This window comes from Grimontia marina, from assembly GCF_900060185.1.
Classification (GTDB): Bacteria; Pseudomonadota; Gammaproteobacteria; order Enterobacterales; family Vibrionaceae; genus Enterovibrio; species Enterovibrio marinus.
This window is the reverse complement of record NZ_FIZY01000031.1, coordinates 30,901-51,616: the sequence shown is the minus strand read 5'-3', so window position 1 is coordinate 51,616 and position 20,716 is coordinate 30,901. Positions and strand designations below refer to the sequence as shown.

Annotated in this window: 19 protein-coding genes and 1 pseudogene; 12 read left to right on the top strand and 8 right to left on the bottom strand. The window is 47.6% G+C overall.

Annotated features, from left to right (window positions below):
- Window positions 1-11 precede the first annotated feature (11 nt).
- From GMA8713_RS15830 to GMA8713_RS15810, 5 genes are read left to right on the top strand one after another with little or no spacing between them, the layout of a single operon-like run.
- Window positions 12-761 (top strand): amino acid ABC transporter ATP-binding protein, encoded by a 750-nt coding sequence (locus tag GMA8713_RS15830; protein ID WP_062712006.1) that lies wholly within the window; start codon window positions 12-14, stop codon window positions 759-761.
- On the top strand, window positions 725-1,567 hold the full coding sequence (locus GMA8713_RS15825) for an amino acid ABC transporter permease (RefSeq protein WP_157515644.1): 843 nt from the start codon (window positions 725-727) through the stop codon (window positions 1,565-1,567). Before GMA8713_RS15830 ends, GMA8713_RS15825 begins: the two co-directional genes overlap by 37 nt.
- A 34-nt stretch (window positions 1,568-1,601) precedes the next feature.
- Window positions 1,602-2,429 (top strand): transporter substrate-binding domain-containing protein, encoded by an 828-nt coding sequence (locus tag GMA8713_RS15820; RefSeq protein ID WP_062712005.1) that lies wholly within the window; start codon window positions 1,602-1,604, stop codon window positions 2,427-2,429.
- Window positions 2,426-3,373 carry an amino acid ABC transporter permease gene (locus GMA8713_RS15815; RefSeq protein ID WP_198159527.1) on the top strand — a complete coding sequence of 316 codons (948 nt, stop codon included), beginning with the start codon at window positions 2,426-2,428 and terminating at the stop codon, window positions 3,371-3,373. The genes GMA8713_RS15820 and GMA8713_RS15815 overlap by 4 nt, the downstream gene beginning before the upstream one ends.
- Window positions 3,374-3,375: 2 nt before the next feature.
- The gene (locus GMA8713_RS15810) at window positions 3,376-4,782 is read left to right on the top strand and encodes an aspartate ammonia-lyase (protein WP_062712002.1); all 1,407 of its coding nucleotides are present in this window, start codon (window positions 3,376-3,378) and stop codon (window positions 4,780-4,782) included.
- Window positions 4,783-4,863: 81 nt separating this feature from the next.
- Here the strand turns inward: GMA8713_RS15810 and GMA8713_RS26860 are convergent, their stop codons facing one another.
- Window positions 4,864-7,659 carry a hybrid sensor histidine kinase/response regulator gene (locus GMA8713_RS26860; RefSeq protein WP_084387757.1) on the bottom strand — a complete coding sequence of 932 codons (2,796 nt, stop codon included), beginning with the start codon at window positions 7,657-7,659 and terminating at the stop codon, window positions 4,864-4,866.
- A gap of 250 nt (window positions 7,660-7,909) precedes the next feature.
- Here GMA8713_RS26860 and GMA8713_RS15800 point away from each other — a divergent pair, with 250 nt between their 5' ends.
- Complete coding sequence (locus GMA8713_RS15800) at window positions 7,910-9,010, top strand: response regulator (RefSeq protein ID WP_062712000.1); 1,101 nt, start codon at window positions 7,910-7,912, stop codon at window positions 9,008-9,010.
- 13 nt (window positions 9,011-9,023) lie between these two features.
- Here GMA8713_RS15800 and GMA8713_RS15795 read toward each other — a convergent pair whose 3' ends face one another.
- From GMA8713_RS15795 to GMA8713_RS27730, 6 genes are all read right to left on the bottom strand, one after another.
- The gene (locus GMA8713_RS15795) at window positions 9,024-9,680 is read right to left on the bottom strand and encodes a LysE family translocator (protein WP_198159525.1); all 657 of its coding nucleotides are present in this window, start codon (window positions 9,678-9,680) and stop codon (window positions 9,024-9,026) included.
- Between the two features lie 101 nt (window positions 9,681-9,781).
- On the bottom strand, window positions 9,782-11,161 hold the full coding sequence (locus GMA8713_RS15790; RefSeq protein WP_062711994.1) for a TRAP transporter large permease: 1,380 nt from the start codon (window positions 11,159-11,161) through the stop codon (window positions 9,782-9,784).
- Entirely contained in the window at window positions 11,158-11,724 is a 567-nt protein-coding gene (locus GMA8713_RS15785) for a TRAP transporter small permease subunit (RefSeq protein WP_062711991.1), read from the bottom strand. The genes GMA8713_RS15790 and GMA8713_RS15785 overlap by 4 nt, the downstream gene beginning before the upstream one ends.
- Window positions 11,725-11,811: 87 nt before the next feature.
- On the bottom strand, window positions 11,812-12,921 hold the full coding sequence (locus GMA8713_RS15780; protein ID WP_062711988.1) for a TRAP transporter substrate-binding protein: 1,110 nt from the start codon (window positions 12,919-12,921) through the stop codon (window positions 11,812-11,814).
- Window positions 12,922-13,252: 331 nt separating this feature from the next.
- The gene (locus GMA8713_RS15775) at window positions 13,253-14,668 is read right to left on the bottom strand and encodes a PepSY-associated TM helix domain-containing protein (protein ID WP_062711985.1); all 1,416 of its coding nucleotides are present in this window, start codon (window positions 14,666-14,668) and stop codon (window positions 13,253-13,255) included.
- Between the two features lie 134 nt (window positions 14,669-14,802).
- A complete protein-coding gene (locus GMA8713_RS27730; RefSeq protein WP_084387755.1) occupies window positions 14,803-15,138 on the bottom strand; it encodes a hypothetical protein in 336 nt (111 codons plus the stop codon).
- A gap of 390 nt (window positions 15,139-15,528) precedes the next feature.
- On the opposite strand from GMA8713_RS27730, the gene metN reads away from it, so the two are divergent.
- From metN to GMA8713_RS15750, 5 genes are all read left to right on the top strand, one after another.
- Window positions 15,529-16,563 (top strand): methionine ABC transporter ATP-binding protein MetN, encoded by a 1,035-nt coding sequence (metN, locus tag GMA8713_RS15770; RefSeq protein ID WP_062711982.1) that lies wholly within the window; start codon window positions 15,529-15,531, stop codon window positions 16,561-16,563.
- Window positions 16,553-17,245: a methionine ABC transporter permease gene (locus GMA8713_RS15765; protein ID WP_002541310.1), complete on the top strand. Its 693-nt coding sequence runs from the start codon at window positions 16,553-16,555 to the stop codon at window positions 17,243-17,245. The genes metN and GMA8713_RS15765 overlap by 11 nt, the downstream gene beginning before the upstream one ends.
- A gap of 57 nt (window positions 17,246-17,302) precedes the next feature.
- Complete coding sequence (locus tag GMA8713_RS15760; protein ID WP_062711970.1) at window positions 17,303-18,115, top strand: MetQ/NlpA family lipoprotein; 813 nt, start codon at window positions 17,303-17,305, stop codon at window positions 18,113-18,115.
- Between the two features lie 133 nt (window positions 18,116-18,248).
- Window positions 18,249-19,013 (top strand): sulfite exporter TauE/SafE family protein, encoded by a 765-nt coding sequence (locus GMA8713_RS15755; RefSeq protein WP_062711968.1) that lies wholly within the window; start codon window positions 18,249-18,251, stop codon window positions 19,011-19,013.
- The gene (locus GMA8713_RS15750; RefSeq protein ID WP_062711965.1) at window positions 19,010-19,285 is read left to right on the top strand and encodes an Rdx family protein; all 276 of its coding nucleotides are present in this window, start codon (window positions 19,010-19,012) and stop codon (window positions 19,283-19,285) included. The genes GMA8713_RS15755 and GMA8713_RS15750 overlap by 4 nt, the downstream gene beginning before the upstream one ends.
- Before the next feature lie 41 nt (window positions 19,286-19,326).
- On the opposite strand, the pseudogene GMA8713_RS27385 reads toward GMA8713_RS15750, so the two are convergent.
- Window positions 19,327-19,480 (bottom strand): annotated as a pseudogene (locus tag GMA8713_RS27385) (DUF1538 family protein); the annotation flags it as partial.
- A gap of 291 nt (window positions 19,481-19,771) precedes the next feature.
- Here GMA8713_RS27385 and GMA8713_RS15745 point away from each other — a divergent pair.
- On the top strand, window positions 19,772-20,668 hold the full coding sequence (locus GMA8713_RS15745; protein WP_062711962.1) for a TIGR01777 family oxidoreductase: 897 nt from the start codon (window positions 19,772-19,774) through the stop codon (window positions 20,666-20,668).
- The last annotated feature ends 48 nt before the right edge of the window (window positions 20,669-20,716 follow it).

Here is a 20,716-nt window from a genome sequence, read left to right as displayed (position 1 = left end):
GAGAGGTTCTCATGAATGGAAGTGATGAGTTGCTGGTTGATATCCAGGCAATGAACAAGCATTACGGTAAGTTTCACGCACTCAAAGACATCAACCTATCAGTAAGAAGTGGCCAGCGTGTTGTTATCTGTGGTCCATCGGGTTCTGGCAAATCCACGCTGATTCGCTGTATTAACCGCTTAGAGGAACATAGCGAGGGAACCATTAGTGTCAATGGCACATTGCTGAATGACGACACCAAAAATATCAATACGATTCGGAAAAATGTCGGGATGGTCTTTCAACAATTTAACCTGTTTCCCCACCTTACTGTTTTGGAAAATCTCACTATAGGTCCAGTGAAAGTCAAAGGAATGGCCGAATCAGAGGCTATTACTCTGGCGCACCAATACCTTGAAAGAGTCCATATCCCTGAAAAAGCTAACCGCTATCCTGGCCAACTCTCCGGGGGACAACAACAACGTGTAGCGATCGCTCGCTCACTCTGTATGGAGCCGGACATCATGCTCTTTGACGAGCCAACTTCAGCGCTGGACCCTGAAATGATTTCGGAAGTTCTCGACGTTATGGTCGAGTTGGCAAACAGCGGAATGACAATGATCTGCGTGACCCACGAAATGGGATTTGCCCGTGCAGTGGCTGATGTCATGGTGTTTATGGATCAGGGGAAGATCATTGAATATGCCGACGCGGAAAGCTTTTTCTCTCAACCGCGCGACCAACGATGCCAACAATTTTTAAGCCAGATCATCCAGCACTGAAAGCGAAGGCGGAAGTCATGTCGAAAAACCTACTTACGAACAACGCTATATCATGGATGATCTATCTCGCTGTGATGTTTGGTCTGGGGTATTTAGTTGTCGCTGGTGCTTCTTCCATGGGGTACAACTGGCAATGGTACCGCATTCCACAGTACTTTTTCTCCGAAAAAAACGGCACTATCGAATTGGGGTTGTTTACCATTGGCGTGCTCAACACGTTTAAAATCTCTTTTATTGCCTTCTTTATTGCCTGTGCCTTTGCCATTGTTCTAGTGGCACTGAGGCTATCCCACCTCATCGTTGGCAGAACGCTATCAATTACCATTCTGGAGCTGGTGAGAAATACACCCATTCTGGTATTGCTATACCTCTTTTATTACGTATTTGGCCCAGTATTTTCACTGGAACGCGAAGCTGCTGGCATCGCATGCCTTGCTGTTTTTCACGGCGTCCTTATCTCTGAAATTCTCCGCTCAGCCATTGAAGCAGTGCCAAAAGGCCAATGGGAAGGCGCAAAGTCTATCGGTATGTCTCCATTTCAAACGTATCGATACATTATCCTGCCTCAGAGTGTCTCTTTCGTTATTCCTCCACTCACTGGCGAACTTATACACCTTATTAAGAACTCGGCGGTCGTAAGCGTCATTGCCGTCGTTGAACTAACCACCATAGGTCGCAACGTTATATCAGACACATACATGAGCTTTGAAGTCTGGTTCACCATTGCAGCCATTTACTTAGTCATCACGCTCAGCTTCTCGGCGATGTTCCATGTCGTAGAGAAGCGTTTTGCTTTAAAAAGTTGATCAAAGACGGATTTATCACTGTGAGGAAGTAATTATGAATCGGATATTCAAACAACTTTTTGCTCTGTTATTGATGGTGTTTACGGTTTCTGCATCGTTTACAGCAGTTGGAGGCACGCAACAGGATATCGCTAAATCTAGTGTTATCGAATCAATAAAGAAACGCGGATATATGAAAGTAGGCTTATCGCTTTTCGTGCCTTGGTCAATGCGAGACAAGAAAGGTGAGCTCATCGGTTTCGAGATTGATGTTGCGAACAAACTTGCAACAGATATGGGGGTCGAAGCTGAGTTTGTTCCTGTGTCTTGGGATGGCATTATCCCCGCCCTCGTCTCAGGTAAATTCGACGTCATTATCTCAGGCATGTCCATTACACCAGAACGAAACCTTACTGTTAATTTCTCTGATCCCTACTCATATTCAGGCCTAAAAATCATTGCTAACAAGGTAATGACTCAAGGGTTTTCAATTGAAGACTTTAACAATGAAAACGTCACTTTTTCCGCACGTCGTGGAGCTACGACAGCCAACACAATTCAAGTGTTGTTTCCAAAAGCAAAATTGCTCCAGTTTGACGAAGAAGCAGCAACACTGCAGGAAGTATTAAATGGCAAAGCGCATGCAACAATGGGATCAGAGCCCTTCCCTTCCACCGAAGTGGCCAAAAACCCAGAAACGCTTGTTATCCCAACTGATACTGTTTTCTCTAAAGCAGCTGAAGCTTTTGCTCTTAGGAAAGGGGATCCTGATGCATTGAACTTCTTTAATAATTGGATAGCCGCTAACCACCGAAATGGTTTCCTTAAAGAACGCCATGACTACTGGTTTACCACCACGGACTGGGCGGGTCAGGTTGAATGAGTCAGTTAGCGAAAAACCACCGGGAATCTGTATTTATGAATGAAATACTCAAACAATGGTGGAAAACCCTCATTCGGTTTCATTGGGGCAACTATTTGTTGCTCCTACTGATCGGCTTACTTTTCTACTATGTTTGGGTACAAGTAGACCAAACACTTAACTACAAGTGGAACTGGTCTATCATACCCAACTGGATTATTCGTTTCGACGAGGACACCCAGTCCTGGGTACCTAACCTGTTGCTCCAAGGGCTAATCACAACATTTAGGCTCACCCTTTATTCCAGTATTCTTGCCTTATTAATGGGTATATGTCTTGGCCTGGCTAGAACCTCGAAAAATCAAGTTGTCAGTATGCTGGCTAGGACCTATTTGGAACTTCTAAGAAATATTCCACAAGTTGTGATCATTTTCGTTTTCTATTTTTTCCTGTCAGAGCAAATCGTTCAAGCTTTGGAAATAGAAAGCTGGGCAAGGAGCATTGCCCGGGGTGATAGTAGCGAAATATGGTCTGTTTTCTTTGGAGATATGAGACGTTTTCCCTCGTTGGTTTCAGGTGTGTTGGTGCTGGCTTTGTTTGAAAGTGCATTTGTCGGAGAAATCATTCGCACAGGAATCCAAACCGTTCCGAAAGGACAATATGAGGCAGCATCTTCTATCGGCATGACGAGAATGCAGTCAATGCGATACATCATCCTGCCTCAAGCATTCAGGAAAATCCTGCCACCGTTGGCAAACCAACAAATCATATTGGTCAAGAACAGCGCTTTCGTCTCTCTTATCGCAGTTCAAGAACTGGCCTATAAGACCACTGAATTGGTCGCAACGACACGGGCAATATTTGAAGCCTGGCTTACAACGGCAGCTTTTTATTTCGTTATTTGTTTTGGTCTTTCTGTGCTTTTCAGGCGCCTAGAGAAGCATGGTATGAGTGAAGGAAGATAGGCATGAGCGGAGACACGCAGAAAACCCGTATAGAAACAGACTGTCTGGGCTCAGTGGAAATTCCTCATGACGCGCTGTATGGCATAAATACAGCCAGAGCAAAAAGAAATTTTGATGTCTCTCCCCTTGTTCTGGGTGACCAGCCTGAGTATGTGCGGGCACTCGCCTTGGTTAAGCAAGCTTCTGCCATAGCGAACCACCAGCTCGGCGCGCTTTCAGAGAAAAAAAGTGACGCGATCACGCGTGCGTGCGAGGAGTTAGCGAAAGGCAAACACTGCCAGTGGTTGATCACCGATATGCTGGAAGGCTCAGGTGGCACCTCTACAAATATGAATATGAATGAAGTGATCGCAAACAGAGGTCTGGCAATGATGGGCTTCAAGCCAGGCGAGTATCAACATCTTCACCCGAACGATGATGTGAACTGTAGTCAATCAACAAATGATGTTATTCCAACAGCGATTCATATTGCACTACTAACAAAGGCGCCCAGGCTTCTTGATGCATTAAATAAACTTAGCCACAGCCTCTCACGTAAAGCGGACGAGTTTTCTTCAGTGTTGAGACTCGGTAGAACCTGCCTCCAATCGGCCCAACCTATGACACTTGGCCAAGCATTTAGTGGATATGCTGCTGTTGTTCGCCGTCGAGCAAAATGTATTGAATTAGCATTGGAAGGCCTTAACGTTGTCGCATTGGGCGGAACCGCAATAGGAACCGGGTTTGGCTCTTTGAACGGCTATCGGGCGCTGGTTAACCAGCATTTGTCAAATATTAGTGGTTTGAACATTTTGCCCGCAGAAGAGCACTTTGATGTCATGCAGAATGCTGATGACATTGCTAGGTTGTCATCTGAAATTCGGATAACCGCAGAGACGCTTGGGAAAATAGCAACCGATTTTACGCTACTCGGTTCCGACGATGCCGGTGGGTTAGGAGAAATTGCTTTGCCTGAGTGTCAGGCCGGCTCATCTATTATGCCTGGAAAGGTAAATCCTGTTATTCCAATGATGGTGCAACAAGTCTGGTTCTCTGTTGTTGGCAATGATGCTGCGATCTCAATGGCTGCGTCACATGGCCAGTTGGAAATTAATCACTTTGAACCCGTTATGACTACCCATCTATTTGATTCATTGAATTTATTGACGAATGCTTGCACCCGATTTGACGCCAAGTGCGTGTCTGGGCTTGAGGCAAAAAGCCAACGATCGCTCAATAACCTTTTGAACTCTTCAGCTCTCGCCACTGCGCTCGTCCCTCAAATGGGTTATCAACAAGTCGCCGAGATTGTGAGGGAAAAGCACCAGAACTCTCAGAGTTTTCTAATGACGCTCCAGCAACATGGCTTAATGAGTGAAGATGAAGCCAAAGCTTGTTTAAAACGGTGTGTATATACCCAAACGACCTGAAGATGCTCGTATTCAGAGGCCCATATTCGGGTATACACTCTCGTTAGGTAACGCTCTCGCTAAAGAGGTAACCATCTTTCTCTAACCCATTTTCCTCTTCAGCGCTTTAAGATGCACTTCCGCTTCAACGAAATCGAACTGATTGATTGATTCCTTTAAGCGTTTAAATTCATCAAGTTGATTACACCACTGAGGAAAGTCTTTAGACAGCGAGGTAAGCTTATCCTGCGCGCCAATATCAAACTCCTGCAGACTGATCTGCAAAGCATTTATTTGTTCAATAAGATATGCATCCAGAGGTTTAATTTCTTCTTGGACCATTGAATCTGCTTCTAATGGCGCTGAGCTTAAAGCGATTTCATCAAATTTCACAATAGCAGCCGTGATCAAGTTTTTTAGTTCATTCACTTCTGCTTCAGTGACGACTTCACCCAAGTTGTATTTATCCTCAAGTCCAGAAGCTATCTTGGAGATTTCATCCGCGCCAATATTACTTCCTGCTCCTTTGCAAGAGTGGGCCAGTATCGCTTTTTCGCCGTTATCTACATCTGACAGTAATTGATCCATCGCAGCTTTCTGGGAGGTCAGGAACAGCGATAATATTTTAAGATACTTGACTTTGTTGCCGCCCAATCGCTGTGCCCCTTCGCCGAGATTGATACCTGGTATGTTATCAACCAAAAGGTCAAACATTGCGTCATCGTATTCCATGTTGACTCTCCTTCGGCCCCGTTCAGCATCTGCAGATTCCTGTTCTGCACCTGACTTCACTGCGGGCTCCAGGGGTTCGACAGCGGTTTCTTTCCCTTCCGTCGTCACATTGGTATCCGTACCCTCTGCTTCTGCGCTTACTTCCGAGGTTTTCTGTACTTTTTCTGGTTCTGGTTCTGGTTCTGGTTCTGGTTCTGGTTCTGGTTCTGGTTCTGGTTCTGGTTCTGGTTCTGGTTCTGGTTCTGGTTCTGGTTCTGGTTCTCCAAGTGATGGAACCACAACCGATTCAATCGGTGCCTCAGATTTCTTCTCTTCCTCTGCATCTTTCGTTAGCCATTCAATCAGTTTGGCGCGAAGCAACTCAAAGTTGATAGGCTTGGCCAGGTGTTCATTCATGCCAGCTTCACGACATGCCGCAACATCATGTGCATCTGTGTTGGCGGTCATGGCGAGTATCGGCAACGATTTCATGCCAAGTTTCTGACGGATGGTTCTGGTAGCTGTCACCCCATCAACAACCGGCATTTGCATGTCCATAAGAATAATGTCGACGTGATGCTCTTTGACCATATCGATAGCCTCTGCGCCGTTGTCCGCGACAAGCACACTCACGGGGAGAGTTTCCATTGCCCCCAATGCCACTTCCTGATTAATCAGGTTGTCTTCAACCAGCAGCACCACCTTATCCATGATGGCAATTTCTTCTTCTGGAACATCCTCCAGTTCCAACTCGGACAGATCTGGAAGGCCATTTTTTATCGGCTTAACTGTGCGGGTGTCTTCGGTCAGTGCCCGCATAAACTTGGAAGGCAGCATCGGCATAGTAACCCAGCTGAATGCAAAATTCGGTCTGGCATCTGGAATATCGAGGCAATGTTTTTTGCCACATAGCAGCAGTACTGATTGCTCCCTTGAAAGGCTATTAAAAATGGTCGAGATAAAGGATTTCATTTCCGGAGTGATGGAATTCCAGTCCACCACCACATGCTCGTATCCGCCGCGTTCAATGCTGTGTTTGCTTTGTTCGATGTCATCTAAATCTCGACATTGACTCACGTTAGCTCCAGCATAAATCAAAGGTTCTTTCACGTTGTTTCGAAGCGTTGCATTTGGCGACACAATCAACACGCTTTTGGCCGTGAGTGACCTCGCCCATGCTCCGCCAAGTCTGGATGTTTCGCGGAGGCCTGACTGACATGGCAACGTGAATGAGAATACGCTTCCGTCGCCCAGACGGCTGTCTGCCTGTAGCTCTCCCCCCATCAGCGATACCAGTTCCCGTGCAAGCGTCAGTCCAAGACCACGCCCGCCATGCTCTCGTGAGGCAGAGGTATCTGATTGAGAGAAAGGCTGGAACAGGGACTCAAGGTCTTTACGTCGGATACCAACACCGGTATCCCGAATCGTGAAGCGGATCTTGACGTCTGATTCACGGCAGGACTCAAGTGTCGCCGAGAGCGTTACTTCTCCTTCCTCAGTGAACTTTATAGCATTATCACCTATGGCCATGAGTACTTGGGTAAGGCGCACGGAATCTACATCAATAATCTTTGGAATAGCCATGTCCAAATTGACACAGAACAACACGTCTTTTTCCTGTGCTCGTTCACCCAACGTGTCAGCGACTGGCGTCAGAATAGTTTCCAGATTGCACTCGACCCATTCAATGTGAAGATTGCCCGCTTTGACATTAGTAAAATCCAGCACATCATTAACTGCATCGAGCAAAGTGTTTGCTGAACTGATCACCCGCTTGATGTAACGCTGCTGTTTTCCTTCAAGGCCGCTGTCCATCGCCAGTTGAGACATCCCTAATATGGCATTCAATGGTGTTCTGAGCTCATGGGACATATTCGATAGAAAGTCTTTCTTTGCCTGATGTGCAACACGTGCAGAGCGTTTAGCGATGGAGAGGTCTTTTTCAGTTTTACGGATTTTTTGACGTTGGTCTTTAATTTGCCCTCGGAGACCTTTAACAGTGATAGTCCCGCGGAACAAAATCACCAGCAGTATGATGATAATCCCCGTCAGCAAAGGGATAAGGCTGACACCTTCCCCTGCAGGGGGTAGGACGGCGGAAGATAAATAGCCATACTCTTCTTCCGCCCTCGATGGTGTGGACCACAATACTAGTGCTGCCGCAACGAAGGTGAAGGCCTGTCTCATTATCAACACACCACCCATCATTGCATTAATTCCTGAGCTAAGCCTTCCACTGAACGCTTCTAAGGCTATAAAACTGCTTATATTCATAGGTCTTTGTCTGTTCACAGTTGGCGCATACTGGGGTTTATGCCTTCGCCCCTCTACGCACTGTAACTTCATGTCTCAATTAAAATAATGTGCCCAACAATTGGAACATTATTAAGAGTAGACCTAGGATTGAATAAGTGAAAAGTGATTCAGGAACCCGTTAATGGTGCCACCGGAAAACAACTCAAAGAAGCGCGCTACTATACTGGTCGTCGACGATACCCCTGAGAACCTCGTATTCGTGAGCGAAATGCTCAAAGATAACTATGAGGTAAAAGCCGCGACCAATGGTAAAACCGCCCTTGCTATCGTTGAAAAATTTTCCATCGACTTAATTCTGTTGGATGTCGTCATGCCAGGAATGGATGGCTACGAGGTCTGTCGTCAGTTAAAAGCCAAAAGAGACTGCAGTGACATTCCAGTTATCTTCCTGACTTCAAAGTCAAAAACCGAGGATCAGGAGTTTGGATTTTCAGTAGGAGCCGCGGACTATATCAACAAACCCCTGAGTCCCCCGATCACCATGTCGCGTATCAAGATTCATCTTGAAAACAAAGCGTCAAAAGACTTCCTGCATGACCAAAACGAGTTTCTGGAAGCGGAAGTTCAGCGTCGTGTGAAAGAACTCAGCGTTATACAGGATGTGACTATCAACGCACTGGCGAGCTTGGCTGAAACTCGCGATCAGGAAACAGGGAACCACATCATCCGCACCCAGTACTATGTTAAGATCCTTGCAGACCAGTTGTATTTACGTGGTAAATACCCCGAAATTGTAACACCTGAGTATGTCACCATGGTGTTCAAAACCGCCCCACTTCATGATGTAGGTAAAGTTGGTATTCCAGACGCAGTCTTACTCAAACCAGGCAAGCTCACTGCTGAAGAGTTCGAAATCATGAAGACACACGCGAAACTTGGCTACGATGCGATAGTGAAAGCGGAGGGAGAAGTAGATACTTACTACCCATTCCTCACCACGGCGAAAGAAATCGCTTATGGGCACCATGAGAAATGGGATGGATCTGGCTACCCACAAGGTCTGGCGGGAGAAGATATCCCACTCAGCGCCCGACTAATGGCAGTTGCCGATGTCTTCGACGCCCTTATCAGTAAGCGTATTTACAAGTCCGAGATGAGCAATGCCGAAGCGTTCGACATTATTCGGGAAGGTAGAGGGACACATTTCGACCCTCTACTTGTAGACATCATGTTTGAAAGGAAAGAGGAATTTACAAAAATCGCTGAAACATACAAAGACTAACCTTAAAACAAGGTTAGCCCACCGCCAACCAAACTCCTACCCCCATCATCAACGTACCTGCGATGCGGTTCATCATTCGTACATTGCCACTTTTTTGTAGGAAATGACGCAATGTACGTCCACCTGAAGCGTAAAGCAGCAAGCAACCAAATTCAGTCAGTAGAATAATACCGATCAGCACCGAAAGTTGAGGAGGTAACGCCAGTGAAGGATTAATGAATGGTGGCAAAAGCGAAATCATGAACGCCCAACCTTTCGGGTTGGCAACAGCAGTCACGAAGCCTTGCATAGCCAGAGTCAGTGGTGATGTTTCAGAGCTTGAAGCGAGGTCTTGGGGAATCGCCATTTTCCCTCGAGATAGCCACATCTGAACGCCCAAGTAGAAAAGGTACGCACCACCCAGATACTTTAGAATCGCAAACAACTCTGGGTAATTCAGCATGACCGCTGCGACACCAGCAACCGATGCCAGCGAGACTAAGCCCACACCAATTAGCTCCCCCCACATCATATGCATGCTGCGTCGTACACCAATGCTCATCCCCAGCGTCATTGCTAAGGTCATACACATGCCCGGTGTTACCGATACAAAAAAGAATGTCGGAATAAACACCGCCAGCATGGCGAGATCAACTGCAGATATCACTTCATCTCCGGACAATAAAAGCATAAAGAAACGTAGTAGAAACTGAGTCTTGCTTAGCGTCAAGCCATATTACTGAGACAAAAAAGCCTCCAAGTCTGGAGGCCTTTAAAACTCAGGTTTTCCGGTTAACCATATACTAACTCCGGCAACCAGGTCGCCAAAGACGGCCAGTAAGCCAGCATCACTAACACCAGAATTTGAATCGCGATAAACGGCATCACACCCCGGTAGATATCCATAGTTGAAATGGAATTCGGCGCCACACCACGCAGATAGAATAGCGAGAAGCCAAAGGGTGGTGTCAGGAATGACGTTTGTAAATTCAAAGCGATCATGATGCCAAGCCAGACCGGGTCAACGCCCATGGTCAGAAGAATTGGCGCAACAATCGGGATCACTACAAAGGTAATTTCGATGAAGTCGAGGAAGAAGCCCAACAAGAACAACACCAGCATCACCAATAACATTGCACCAAATACACCACCGGGCAGACTGGTGAGGAAATCACGGACAATGTCATCACCACCAAACCCGCGGAATACAAGCGCAAACAGCGACGCACCAATCAGGATCATAAAGACCATGGCGGTCACTTCAGTGGTGGTTCTCATGACCTCCTTTAGGATAGCGATGTTAAACATGCGCTTACTGGCCGCGAGGATGATAGCACCTACTGAACCCACAGAGGCCGCTTCTGTTGGTGTGGCGACACCCGTCAGAATTGAGCCCAGAACCAGTACAATCAAAAGTACAGGTGGGATCAGTACTGTCATCACCTGAATAAACAGCTCTTTGCTGACCTTACGCTCTTCCGCTGGAATAGGCGGTACACGATGCGGTTGGAAGATCGCAACGCCAATCAAGTACACGATGTACAAACCAACCAGTACAAAGCCCGGGACCAGCGCACCGAGGAACAGGTCACCGACAGTAACGCTCTCCGGCGAGTAAATACCCTGATCAAGCTGCGCCTGTTGGTATGCCGAAGATATAACATCGCCCAGCAATACAAGCACAATGGATGGCGGAATGATCTGCCCTAAGGTACCTGATGCACAAATCGTTCCCGTGGCGATACGTGGGCAATAACCCCGCTTCATCATCGAAGGCAGAGACAACAAACCCATGGTGACCACAGTCGCACCAACAATACCGGTACTCGCCGCCAGCAGCATCCCTACGATGGTTACTGAGATGCCCAAACCACCCGCTAATCCGCCGAACACCTGCCCCATGGTATCGAGCAAGTCTTCTGCAATTTTAGATTTTTCCAGCATCACACCCATAAAGATGAACAGCGGGATAGCGACTAATAATTCGTTGGATAAGGTGCCAGAAATCCGGTTAGGGATCGCCTCAAGGAAGGCTGGGTCAAAAGCACCGGTCACAGTGCCGATGAAGGCAAACAATAAAGCCGAGCCACCCAGTGAAAATGCCACCGGATAACCCACCAGCAACACGCCAAATGTAAATAAGAAAAGAAACAGTGCGAGGAACTCGGTCATAGTGCGTGCTCCTCATCGTGGTCTTCTAATTGTTTGGCTAAGTCTTGATGGCCAGTGAGTATCAGCACCGATCTCAATGACTCTGCGATGCCCTGCAGTATCACTAACGATGGCATTAGCAAAATGCTGGTTTTAAAAATGTAACGCGCATTCACACCACCCGCTTCCTGAGAACCTTCCATAATGGCCCACGAAGCGGAGACATAATCCCACGCGATATAAAAGATAAACAAACAGGTTGGGAGCAGTAAAAAGAGAAAACCAAACAAGTCTACCAAGGCTTTTTTCTTTTCACTCATTGGCCGATAGAAAATATCCACGCGCACGTGAGCACCTTTCAGCAGCGCATAAGCTGCTCCAAGCATAATCACGTAATTATGAAAATAGAGAACGGACTCCTGCATAAACACTGAGCCCGTGTTAAACACATAACGCATCACCACCACCACAAAGGTGATAAGCACAATTGCCAACACGAACCAGGAAACGAAGCGACCCGTCCAATCACTGAATCGATTGATCCCTTTGATCAGGGAAATCAGAAAAGGAGAAGCGGTTTCCATACTACAACTCTTGCTTCAGCCCTTAGGGCTTTTGTTTTTATTGGGGTATTGAAAAAGGCAGCAACAAAGAGTGCTGCCTGATCAACATTATTGCGGATTACGGGCGTTCAGCATGGCCTGCTCAGAAATAGCATGCCAGTCGATTGCCTGATCACGGAATGATTTGTAGGAGTCGTAAACTTTCTTACTGACCTCATCCACTGCTGCTTGCTCAGCAACCACTTCATCAGCCACTGCCTGCAGTTGAGTCAGCACTTCTTGTGGGTATGGACGGAGTTCAACCTTGTGTTCATTCACCAGGCTTTCCAGCGCAGCGTTGTTTCGCGCAGTGAATTCCGCCAGCATATCAGCATTCGCTACTCGCGTTGCAGCCAGAACGATGGTTTGCAGATCTTTCGGCAGTTTTTCAAAAGCTTGCTTATTGATCAGCGCTTCCAGCGTTGTGCCCGGCTCATGCCATCCTGGGTAATAGTAGTATTTCGCTGCTTTGTGCAGACCGAATGCCAAATCGTTGTAAGGTCCAACCCACTCAGTCGCATCAATCGCACCTGATTGCAGTGATGGGAAGATTTCGCCACCAGGCAGCAGTACGGGGGTTCCCCCCACACGCTTCAGCACTTCGCCACCCAGACCAGGGATACGCATTTTCAGCCCTTCAAGGTCGCTGATTTGATTAATTTCCTTGTTAAACCAACCGCCCATTTGCACACCAGTGTTACCCGCTGGCATTGGGATGATGCCGAATGGTTCGTAAGCTTCAGCCCAAAGTTCTAGGCCGCCACCGTTATAGATCCAGCCGTTCATTTCCTGCGCCGTTAAACCAAAAGGGACTGCCGCGAAGAACTGACCTGCCGGTGCTTTACCTTTCCAGTAGTAACCCGCACCATGACCCATTTCCGCCGTACCACGGGAAACCGCATCAAACACATCCAGTGCACCAACCAGCTCGCCGGCACCATAGACTTTTACTTCCAGGCGACCATCACTCATATCAGTGATCAGCTCAGCAAGATTATTTGCGCCCGTTCCCAAACCAGGGAAGTTTTTCGGCCAGGTGGTGACCATTTTCCAGGTGATTTTTTCTTGAGCGGCGGGTGCAGCTTCAGCTGCCGCTTCCTGCTTCTGCTCACCACAACCAGCCATGAACACACTAAGTGCGACTGCGGCGGTGGCGAGGAACGAACGACGTTTCAACATGATTTCAGTCTCCTTGCTCGAAATGGCAGTAACAACAGGCAACGTGGAAAGTTGCATAAAATAAGTGCCAGGCTGCCTGTTCAATCCGTGTCAATCTCACTAACTATGCAGTTAATAAGATGTTGCAATAACTTTACTCATTATGCGCCTGAGCAAGTAGCTTAATCACGAGGTTGTTTGAAGTCGGTCAAACAATGATCAGGTTTAATTTAACCTTATGATAGATAACTCCCTATGTAGCCTTCTAATTGCGTGCTACCAAGCACTTTTTCTGAGCGGTTTGCATTTTTTAAATGTACAAAAAGCCCCTATGTTTAGGGGCTCCATTTTATTAACTGATGGCGTGTTTCAAACTCTGAACTCGCCGGAAGATAAGCCAGTCAATGCATAAAATTGCAACCACTGACAAGCCAGCAAGAGGAAACAACACACAGATAACAATCAGGGTCATCGTACCAACTACCCAAAATCCATTTCCTGCCATAACGGGTGGCGCACCCAGTTTGCGTGAACCATTCGGACGACGCTTCCACCACATGACACCACCTGTGATAGATATAGTGATAAAGGCGAGACAGAACAAAACATTCAACACTTTATTGATGACACTTACTCCTCCTTTGTGCAGAGCAATACCCGCCGCCATCGACTTGGCCATCCAGTTGTAATCAGAAAAGGTAATATCTGCCAACACCTCACCACTGTATTGGTCAATGTGCATGGTTCGGTCTTGCGTTGGATCAGATATATCCCCACTCATAGTGTTTGCTGACAAGGTATAAACCCCAATATCCGATTTAGGGAACTTGAGCTTATAGTGGGTAAAGCCTACTTCCTTAACCATGGCCACAACCTGGTCGATGCTAACATCCGCAGAGTACTTACGCTCCTCGTTTGGTTCAGGCGCGCCATGACCAACGTGCTGAGAGGTTGGAACCGGCGTTTGCTCAAGGTTCCAGGGCATTTCTTCTTCCGAGCCATGGTTCAGCATTTTATGGGTAATCACTGACTCCGGCGCATTCTTGGAGCGCTCAGCTGGAAAGCTTCCCCAAGGTTGAACAATCTTTCCCCCCCAAACTCCAGCCCAAGCCAGGCCTGAAATGACAAAAAAGAGCAATACAATTGAAAGCACACCCCCGAGGTTCGAATGCAAATCCCTCATAAAAATACGCGAACCACTGTCTGTTCGAATTTTCAAAAAGCCAGCTCGACTTGCCGCGTCTTTCGGCCACCAGAGGTAAATCCCTGACACCAGAAGCAGGATCATAAAGCTCGCCGCAGTTTCAATAAGCCGATCACCTAAATCGCCGATCAACAAAGTGCCATGGATATTGTTCGCCAGTTCATACCAACTGTCGCTGCGGTCGATTGTCCCTGTCATTTCCCCTGTATACGGATTCACTATGGCAAAACGGGTTTCACCGCTTGGCAATTGAATGGAAAAACGGCTGACAGTATCTGCGGTTCGCGCTGGAATAAATTGCGTCACCGTTGCTTCTGGAAACGCCTGATTAACCGCATTGAGCTGTTCAGAAGGTTGCATTGGTTGTCCGCTGGTCTGAACCGTTAGCATGTCTCCATAGCGGGCTGATTCAATCTCATCATCAAACAGCATGACAAGACCGGTAACGCTCAGCATCAACATAAAGGGAATAACGAAAAGTCCGGCATAGAAGTGCCATCGCCAAGCAGTGAAATAACGCGCTTTTTGGGCAGGCGCAGCCGCTGTTTTGCTCTCACTAACCATGGTTAGTTTTCCTTTCTCATAAGCAAACACACCGCAAAACACGCAGTGCATTTTTTTAGATGACTTTACTCAGTAGGCTTAGCGCCCTATTTATTTTTGTTTTAGAACACTCCAGCTGTATGTGGGCTTGGAGATCATGAGATTGAGAAAGGTGGGGCGCGGGCGATGGGAGATTCAAACCTTACCCTTTGAGCCAATAAAGAGTAATACTGATTCCCCTTGAATTTTACGTGAGTATGAGTGTCTGTCGTGGTGAGTGTAAGGTGATGACTAAAAGAGAAATGGCTGAACGGACAAGGATTTCCATGGTGCTTTCCTTCACCGCTGGTTTCTTCGCCTTCAACCTGCACCAGCTTAAAGCCATTAACAGTACAGAGTGTTTCCCAGACCCCAGCATTGCTGCCATGGGCATTTATCACAGGCATCAGTGAGACCAGCACCCAACTTAAGGCGCTTGCCAACAACATCATTCGTTTAAATGACGCTCTCACCCATCCATCCTGACCGTGAATACAAGCAACGCAATATATATGACTAGATGTATTGATGCAGTGAGCCAGTACAAAAAGGGAGCGATTGATATGAGTTGCGTTAAAAAACGGGTTACAAGCCCACGAAGATTGGGTATTCCTGTCTCCTAGCAATACCCAAACTTTGCATCCATACCAGCTCAAGCCATTCTCAAATCCCTTATCAATGACTTAGCCCCATAACACACGTTTAGACGTCTAGCCGTAAAAATATCTATTGACTTATTTTGAGACAATAAATAGCATCAAACACTAGATAGGCGCACAAACTCCATAAAAATCGCTATCTTCTTTACATTTTATTAACACGATTTTTGTCCAGGAAGGCCTATGATCGAAATAAAACAGGTTAACAAGGAGTTCAAACAGGGTGATCTGACGATCCATGCCCTGCGCGATATTGACCTCCAGATTCCTCAAGGCAGAATTTTTGGTGTTATTGGTGCATCAGGTGCCGGTAAAAGTACGCTGATCCGCATCGTCAACCTGCTGGAACGCCCAACCTCCGGGAAAGTCGTCGTCGACGGCGTTGAGCTCACCGCTCTGTCTCAATCGGAACTGACCCGTGAGCGCCAGAAAATCGGCATGATTTTCCAGCACTTCAACCTGCTTTCCTCCCGCACTGTGTTTAACAATGTGGCACTGCCTCTGGAACTAGCAGGCAAAGATAAACAACATATTCAACGCAAAGTGACTGAGCTGCTGGATTTGGTCGGTCTGAGCGATAAACACCAGAGCTATCCCTCTAACCTCAGCGGCGGTCAAAAGCAGCGTGTGGCCATTGCGCGCGCGTTAGCAAGCGATCCAAAAGTACTGCTGTGTGACGAAGCCACCAGCGCATTGGATCCGGCGACGACCCACTCCATCCTGAATCTATTGCAGACCATCAACCAGAAGCTGGGTTTGACCATTCTTCTCATCACTCACGAAATGGACGTAGTGAAGCGCATCTGTCATGAAGTAGCGATCATCGGTGGCGGTGAGTTGGTAGAGAAAGGCCCTGTGGGTGATATCTTCGCTCATCCGAAAACAGAACTGGCACGCACCTTTATCCGTGCAACGTTGGATCTTTCCATCCCCCAGGATTATGAGGAACGACTGCAACCTCAGAGTGATGGTCATTTACCGCCACTGGTTCGCCTTGAGTTCACAGGCGCAAGTGTCGATGCCCCGCTTATCAGCCAGGTATCTCGAAAGTTCAATATCGACATAAGCATCCTGAGCTCCGACATGGACTATGCGGGCGGCGTGAAATTTGGCCTGATGCTGGCTGAATTCTTTGGCGACGAAGAGAACGTCAACCACGCGCTGACTTACCTGAAAGATCACAACGTCAACATCGAGGTACTGGGCTATGTCGCTTAATATTGCTGCTGTTTCAGGTTGGTTTGCTGAAAACGAACGCCTTGTTGGCCTGTTGATTGATGCTTTGGGTCAGACTCTGACCATGGTTTTTGTTTCAGGTGCGATTGGTTTCCTATTTGGCATTCCTTTAGGTGTGCTACTGCACCTCACCAAACCTCGCGGTCTTTTGGAAAACGCAGCGCTCAACAAATCCATTGGCATCATCGTCAATATTGGCCGTTCGATCCCTTTCATCATTTTGCTGGTCGCCATCATCCCGTTCACCCGGTTCATCATGGGAACATCCATCGGTACAGGTGCGGCGATTGTGCCCCTCACGGTGGGGGCGATTCCGTTTATCGCACGTTTGGTTGAAGGCGCACTGCTGGAAGTGCCATCAGGCTTGGTCGAAGCGGCTCAGGCGATGGGCGCAACACCACTACAAATTATCCGCAAAGTCCTTCTTCCAGAAGCACTGCCAGGTATTTTGAACGGTGCAACAATTACCTTGGTGACGCTGGTGAGCTACTCTGCCATGGCAGGTGCTGTGGGCGGCGGCGGTCTGGGTGATGTGGGTATCCGATACGGCTACCAACGATTTGACGGCACCGTCATGCTGATCACCGTGGTGATGCTGGTGATATTGGTACAAATGATTCAGTCCGCTGGCGACTACTTCGTAAAGCGGGTTGACCACAGATAAAAACGGATGGTGACACCATCCGGATAAATGGAAATTCTATTTTTAGGGAGATACATAATGACTTTTACACTCAAGAAAATTGCTGCAGCTGTTGGCCTTGCTTCTACTCTGGTTCTGACCGGTTGTGGTCAGGAACAGACCGTTGATCTGTCGAAAGTAAAAATCGGTGTTATCGCCGGTGCTGAAGAGCAAGTAGCAGAAGTCGCGGCGAAAGTCGCGAAAGAGAAATACGGCCTGGATGTTGAGCTGGTGACTTTCTCTGACTACGTCACGCCAAACGCCGCGCTGGATGAAGGCTCTATCGATGCAAACGCATTCCAGCACAAGCCATATCTTGACCAACAGGTTTCTGACCGCGGTTACAAGTTTGAAATCGCGGGTAACACCCTGGTTTACCCAATCGCGGGTTACTCAACCAAAGTGACTTCTGTTGAGCAACTGGAAAATGGCGCGCAGATCGCAGTACCAAACGACCCAACCAACCTTGGTCGTTCGCTGCTGTTGCTTGAGCAACAAGGTCTGATTGAGGTGAAAGACGAAGCGGGTCTGAAAGCAACGGTTCTGGATATCACGGCGAACCCTAAAAACCTGAAAATCGTGGAACTGGAAGCCGCTCAGCTGCCACGCTCTCTGGAAGATGTTTCACTGGCAATCATCAACACTACCTTCGCTAGCGAAATCAATCTGTCACCGGAGAAAGACGGGATCTTCGTTGAAGACAAAGAGTCTCCATACGTGAACCTGATTGTTGCCCGTGCTAACAACGTGACTGCACAAAACGTTCAGCAATTCGTGCAGGCGTACCAGACTGACGAAGTTTACAATGCAGCGTCTGAAATCTTTGATGGCGGTGCGGTGAAAGGCTGGTAATTTGCCAACCTCTCCTTATTAAATGATGTAAAGAAGCCTGAGAAATTTCGCAGGCTTTTTTCTATCCATTGGGGTCTGTTGACCTTTGCAAACTGATACACTGCCTGTCCAATACTAACTATCCAGAGTGAATATGGATTTTCTCTCCACTTTTGGCCTTTTCATTGGCTCCCTGATTGCCAATACCCTCGCCTCTCTGGCAGGCGGCGGTGCAGGGCTTTTGCAACTTCCCCTGTTGTTATTTCTCGGTCTCGGCTTTTCTGTTGCACTGGCAACCCACAAAGTGGCCTCTGTAGCACTTGGACTGGGCGCGGCTCTCAAGCATTGGCGCAGTGGCAACCTCGACCCAAAACTCACCCTTTACGTGACATTGGCTGGCGCTGCCGGGGTGATCGGTGGTGCCAATCTTATTCTTTTTGTGCCGGGTCCTTTAGCCGAAGGGTTGCTTGGCGGGTTTATCATTTTGCTGGGTGTTTACTCGCGGATGCGCAAAACACTCGGGCAGGAAGCCGAGCCCAAGCACCGCGATAAGATGGGCATGGTTCTTGGTTGCTTAGGGCTCAGCGCGATCGGCTTGCTTAACGGTTCCCTCACTGCAGGCACAGGCCTGTTCGTCACTCTGTTTCTGGTTCGCTGGTTTGGCTTCGATTACAAGCAGGCAGTCGCACTAACCTTGGTGAGCGTGGGCATATTCTGGAACGGATTGGGTGCAGCAACACTGGCAATTGCAGGCGCGGAGATTTACTGGCCTTGGATCCCGGCACTCTTAGCAGGTTCTATTTTGGGTGGCTACCTCGGCGCGTATCTGGCAGACAAATACAGCAACAAGATGATAAAAATTGCGTTTGAGTTGCTGACCTTTGCTGTTGGTATCAAGCTTTTGTGGGGCGTGTTATGAACAAAGTCAATATCGAGATTTATTACTGCCGCCAGTGCAACTGGATGTTGCGCGCAACCTGGATGTCTCAAGAGTTGCTTTCCACCTTTAGCGAGGAAGTGGAGAGTTTAACCTTGCACCCCGCCACAGGTGGCAGGTTTGAAATTCACTGCAATGGCGAATTGATTTGGGAGCGCAAGCGGGACGGCGGTTTTCCTGACGCCAAAGTGCTGAAACAACGCGTTCGCGATGTGTTCGATCCAGACCGCGATCTGGGGCATGTCGACCGTTAACCAGCGCTTCTAACAGGCATGCTAGCTGACATCTTAGTCACCAGCATGCCACCTTCGGCGGTCAACGCAGGCTCAGCGCTCGTGGTACCAAAGACCAGTAGAAAGGCAAATACCAACAGCAAAAACACACCTCCCTATTCGCACCAATGAATGAGCCATAGATTTGCCGATGGGAAACAGCACCACTTCCAAACCGAGACGCCCAGACGAAAACGTCCACCGTAATGAAAAAGCCAACAGATGATTTTGTGGTGAGGAGTGATACCCAAACAACCTCAAGATGCTCGCATTCAGGTTATTTTGGTGTAGCTAATTTAACACTGAATCAGTGTGTATAAACTTCCTAGTCCATAATGTCTATAAGGCAATAAAGCTAATAAGGTTTTCGTACTTTTCTGCATAGCGATAGTCATTGGGCTGATCAATTAACCATTTGAATGCATACTGAATCTATACCCTTTAGTTCCGGAAAGAAGATTGCGCTTTATGAATATTCTGATTACTGGCGGTACAGGCCTTATTGGGCGGGCACTCATCAATAAACTTGAAGATCATGATGTCACCGTTTTAACGCGGTCTGCTAAAAAAGCAGCTTCACTTTTACCCAGCCGTGTTCAAAGCATTGAATCTCTTGATGCGCTCGATAGCTTTGATTATATAGACGCCATTATCAACTTGGCAGGAGAGCCCATCGTCGATAAGCGCTGGTCAGAAAAACAAAAAGGACTTATCTGCTCCAGTAGGTGGGGATTAACAGAGCAAATCGTAAAGAAAATTCTTGAATCCGACTCCCCTCCACACACCTTTATCAGTGGCTCTGCTGTTGGCTATTACAGTAATCAGGGAGATAAAGAAATCGATGAGTCCCTTAAGGTTGATTCCAACGATTTTGCCCACTTGGTTTGTGCCAATTGGGAAAAAATTGCCAGACGCGCAACTGCCACTCGATCGACACGAGTCTGTATTCTCCGGACAGGCGTTGTTTTGAGCACGACGGGAGGCGCTCTGAAGAAGATGTTACTACCTTACAAATTAGGGCTTGGTGGTCCAATTGGAAAAGGAAAACAGTTCTTCCCATGGATTCATCTTGAAGATATGACCAATGGGATCATTCACTTGCTCAACAACGAAAGCCTGAAAGGCGACTTCAACTTCACTGCACCGACACCAGTGACCAACAAGGAATTCAGCTTGGCGCTGGCGACCTCTCTTCAACGGCCACACTTTCTTTTCACTCCAGAGATTGCCATAAAACTTGCATTAGGTGAGGCATCTCAACTCTTGCTCGACAGCCAAAGAGTGATACCTGTAGCCCTCCAGGAAAGTGGGTTTAACTTCTCCTACGAAACACTACAACCTGCACTTGAGAATTTGGTGCAATAGAGATGAAAAAATGAGCACGCATTAAGCGTGCTCTTATCGGTCGTTGAA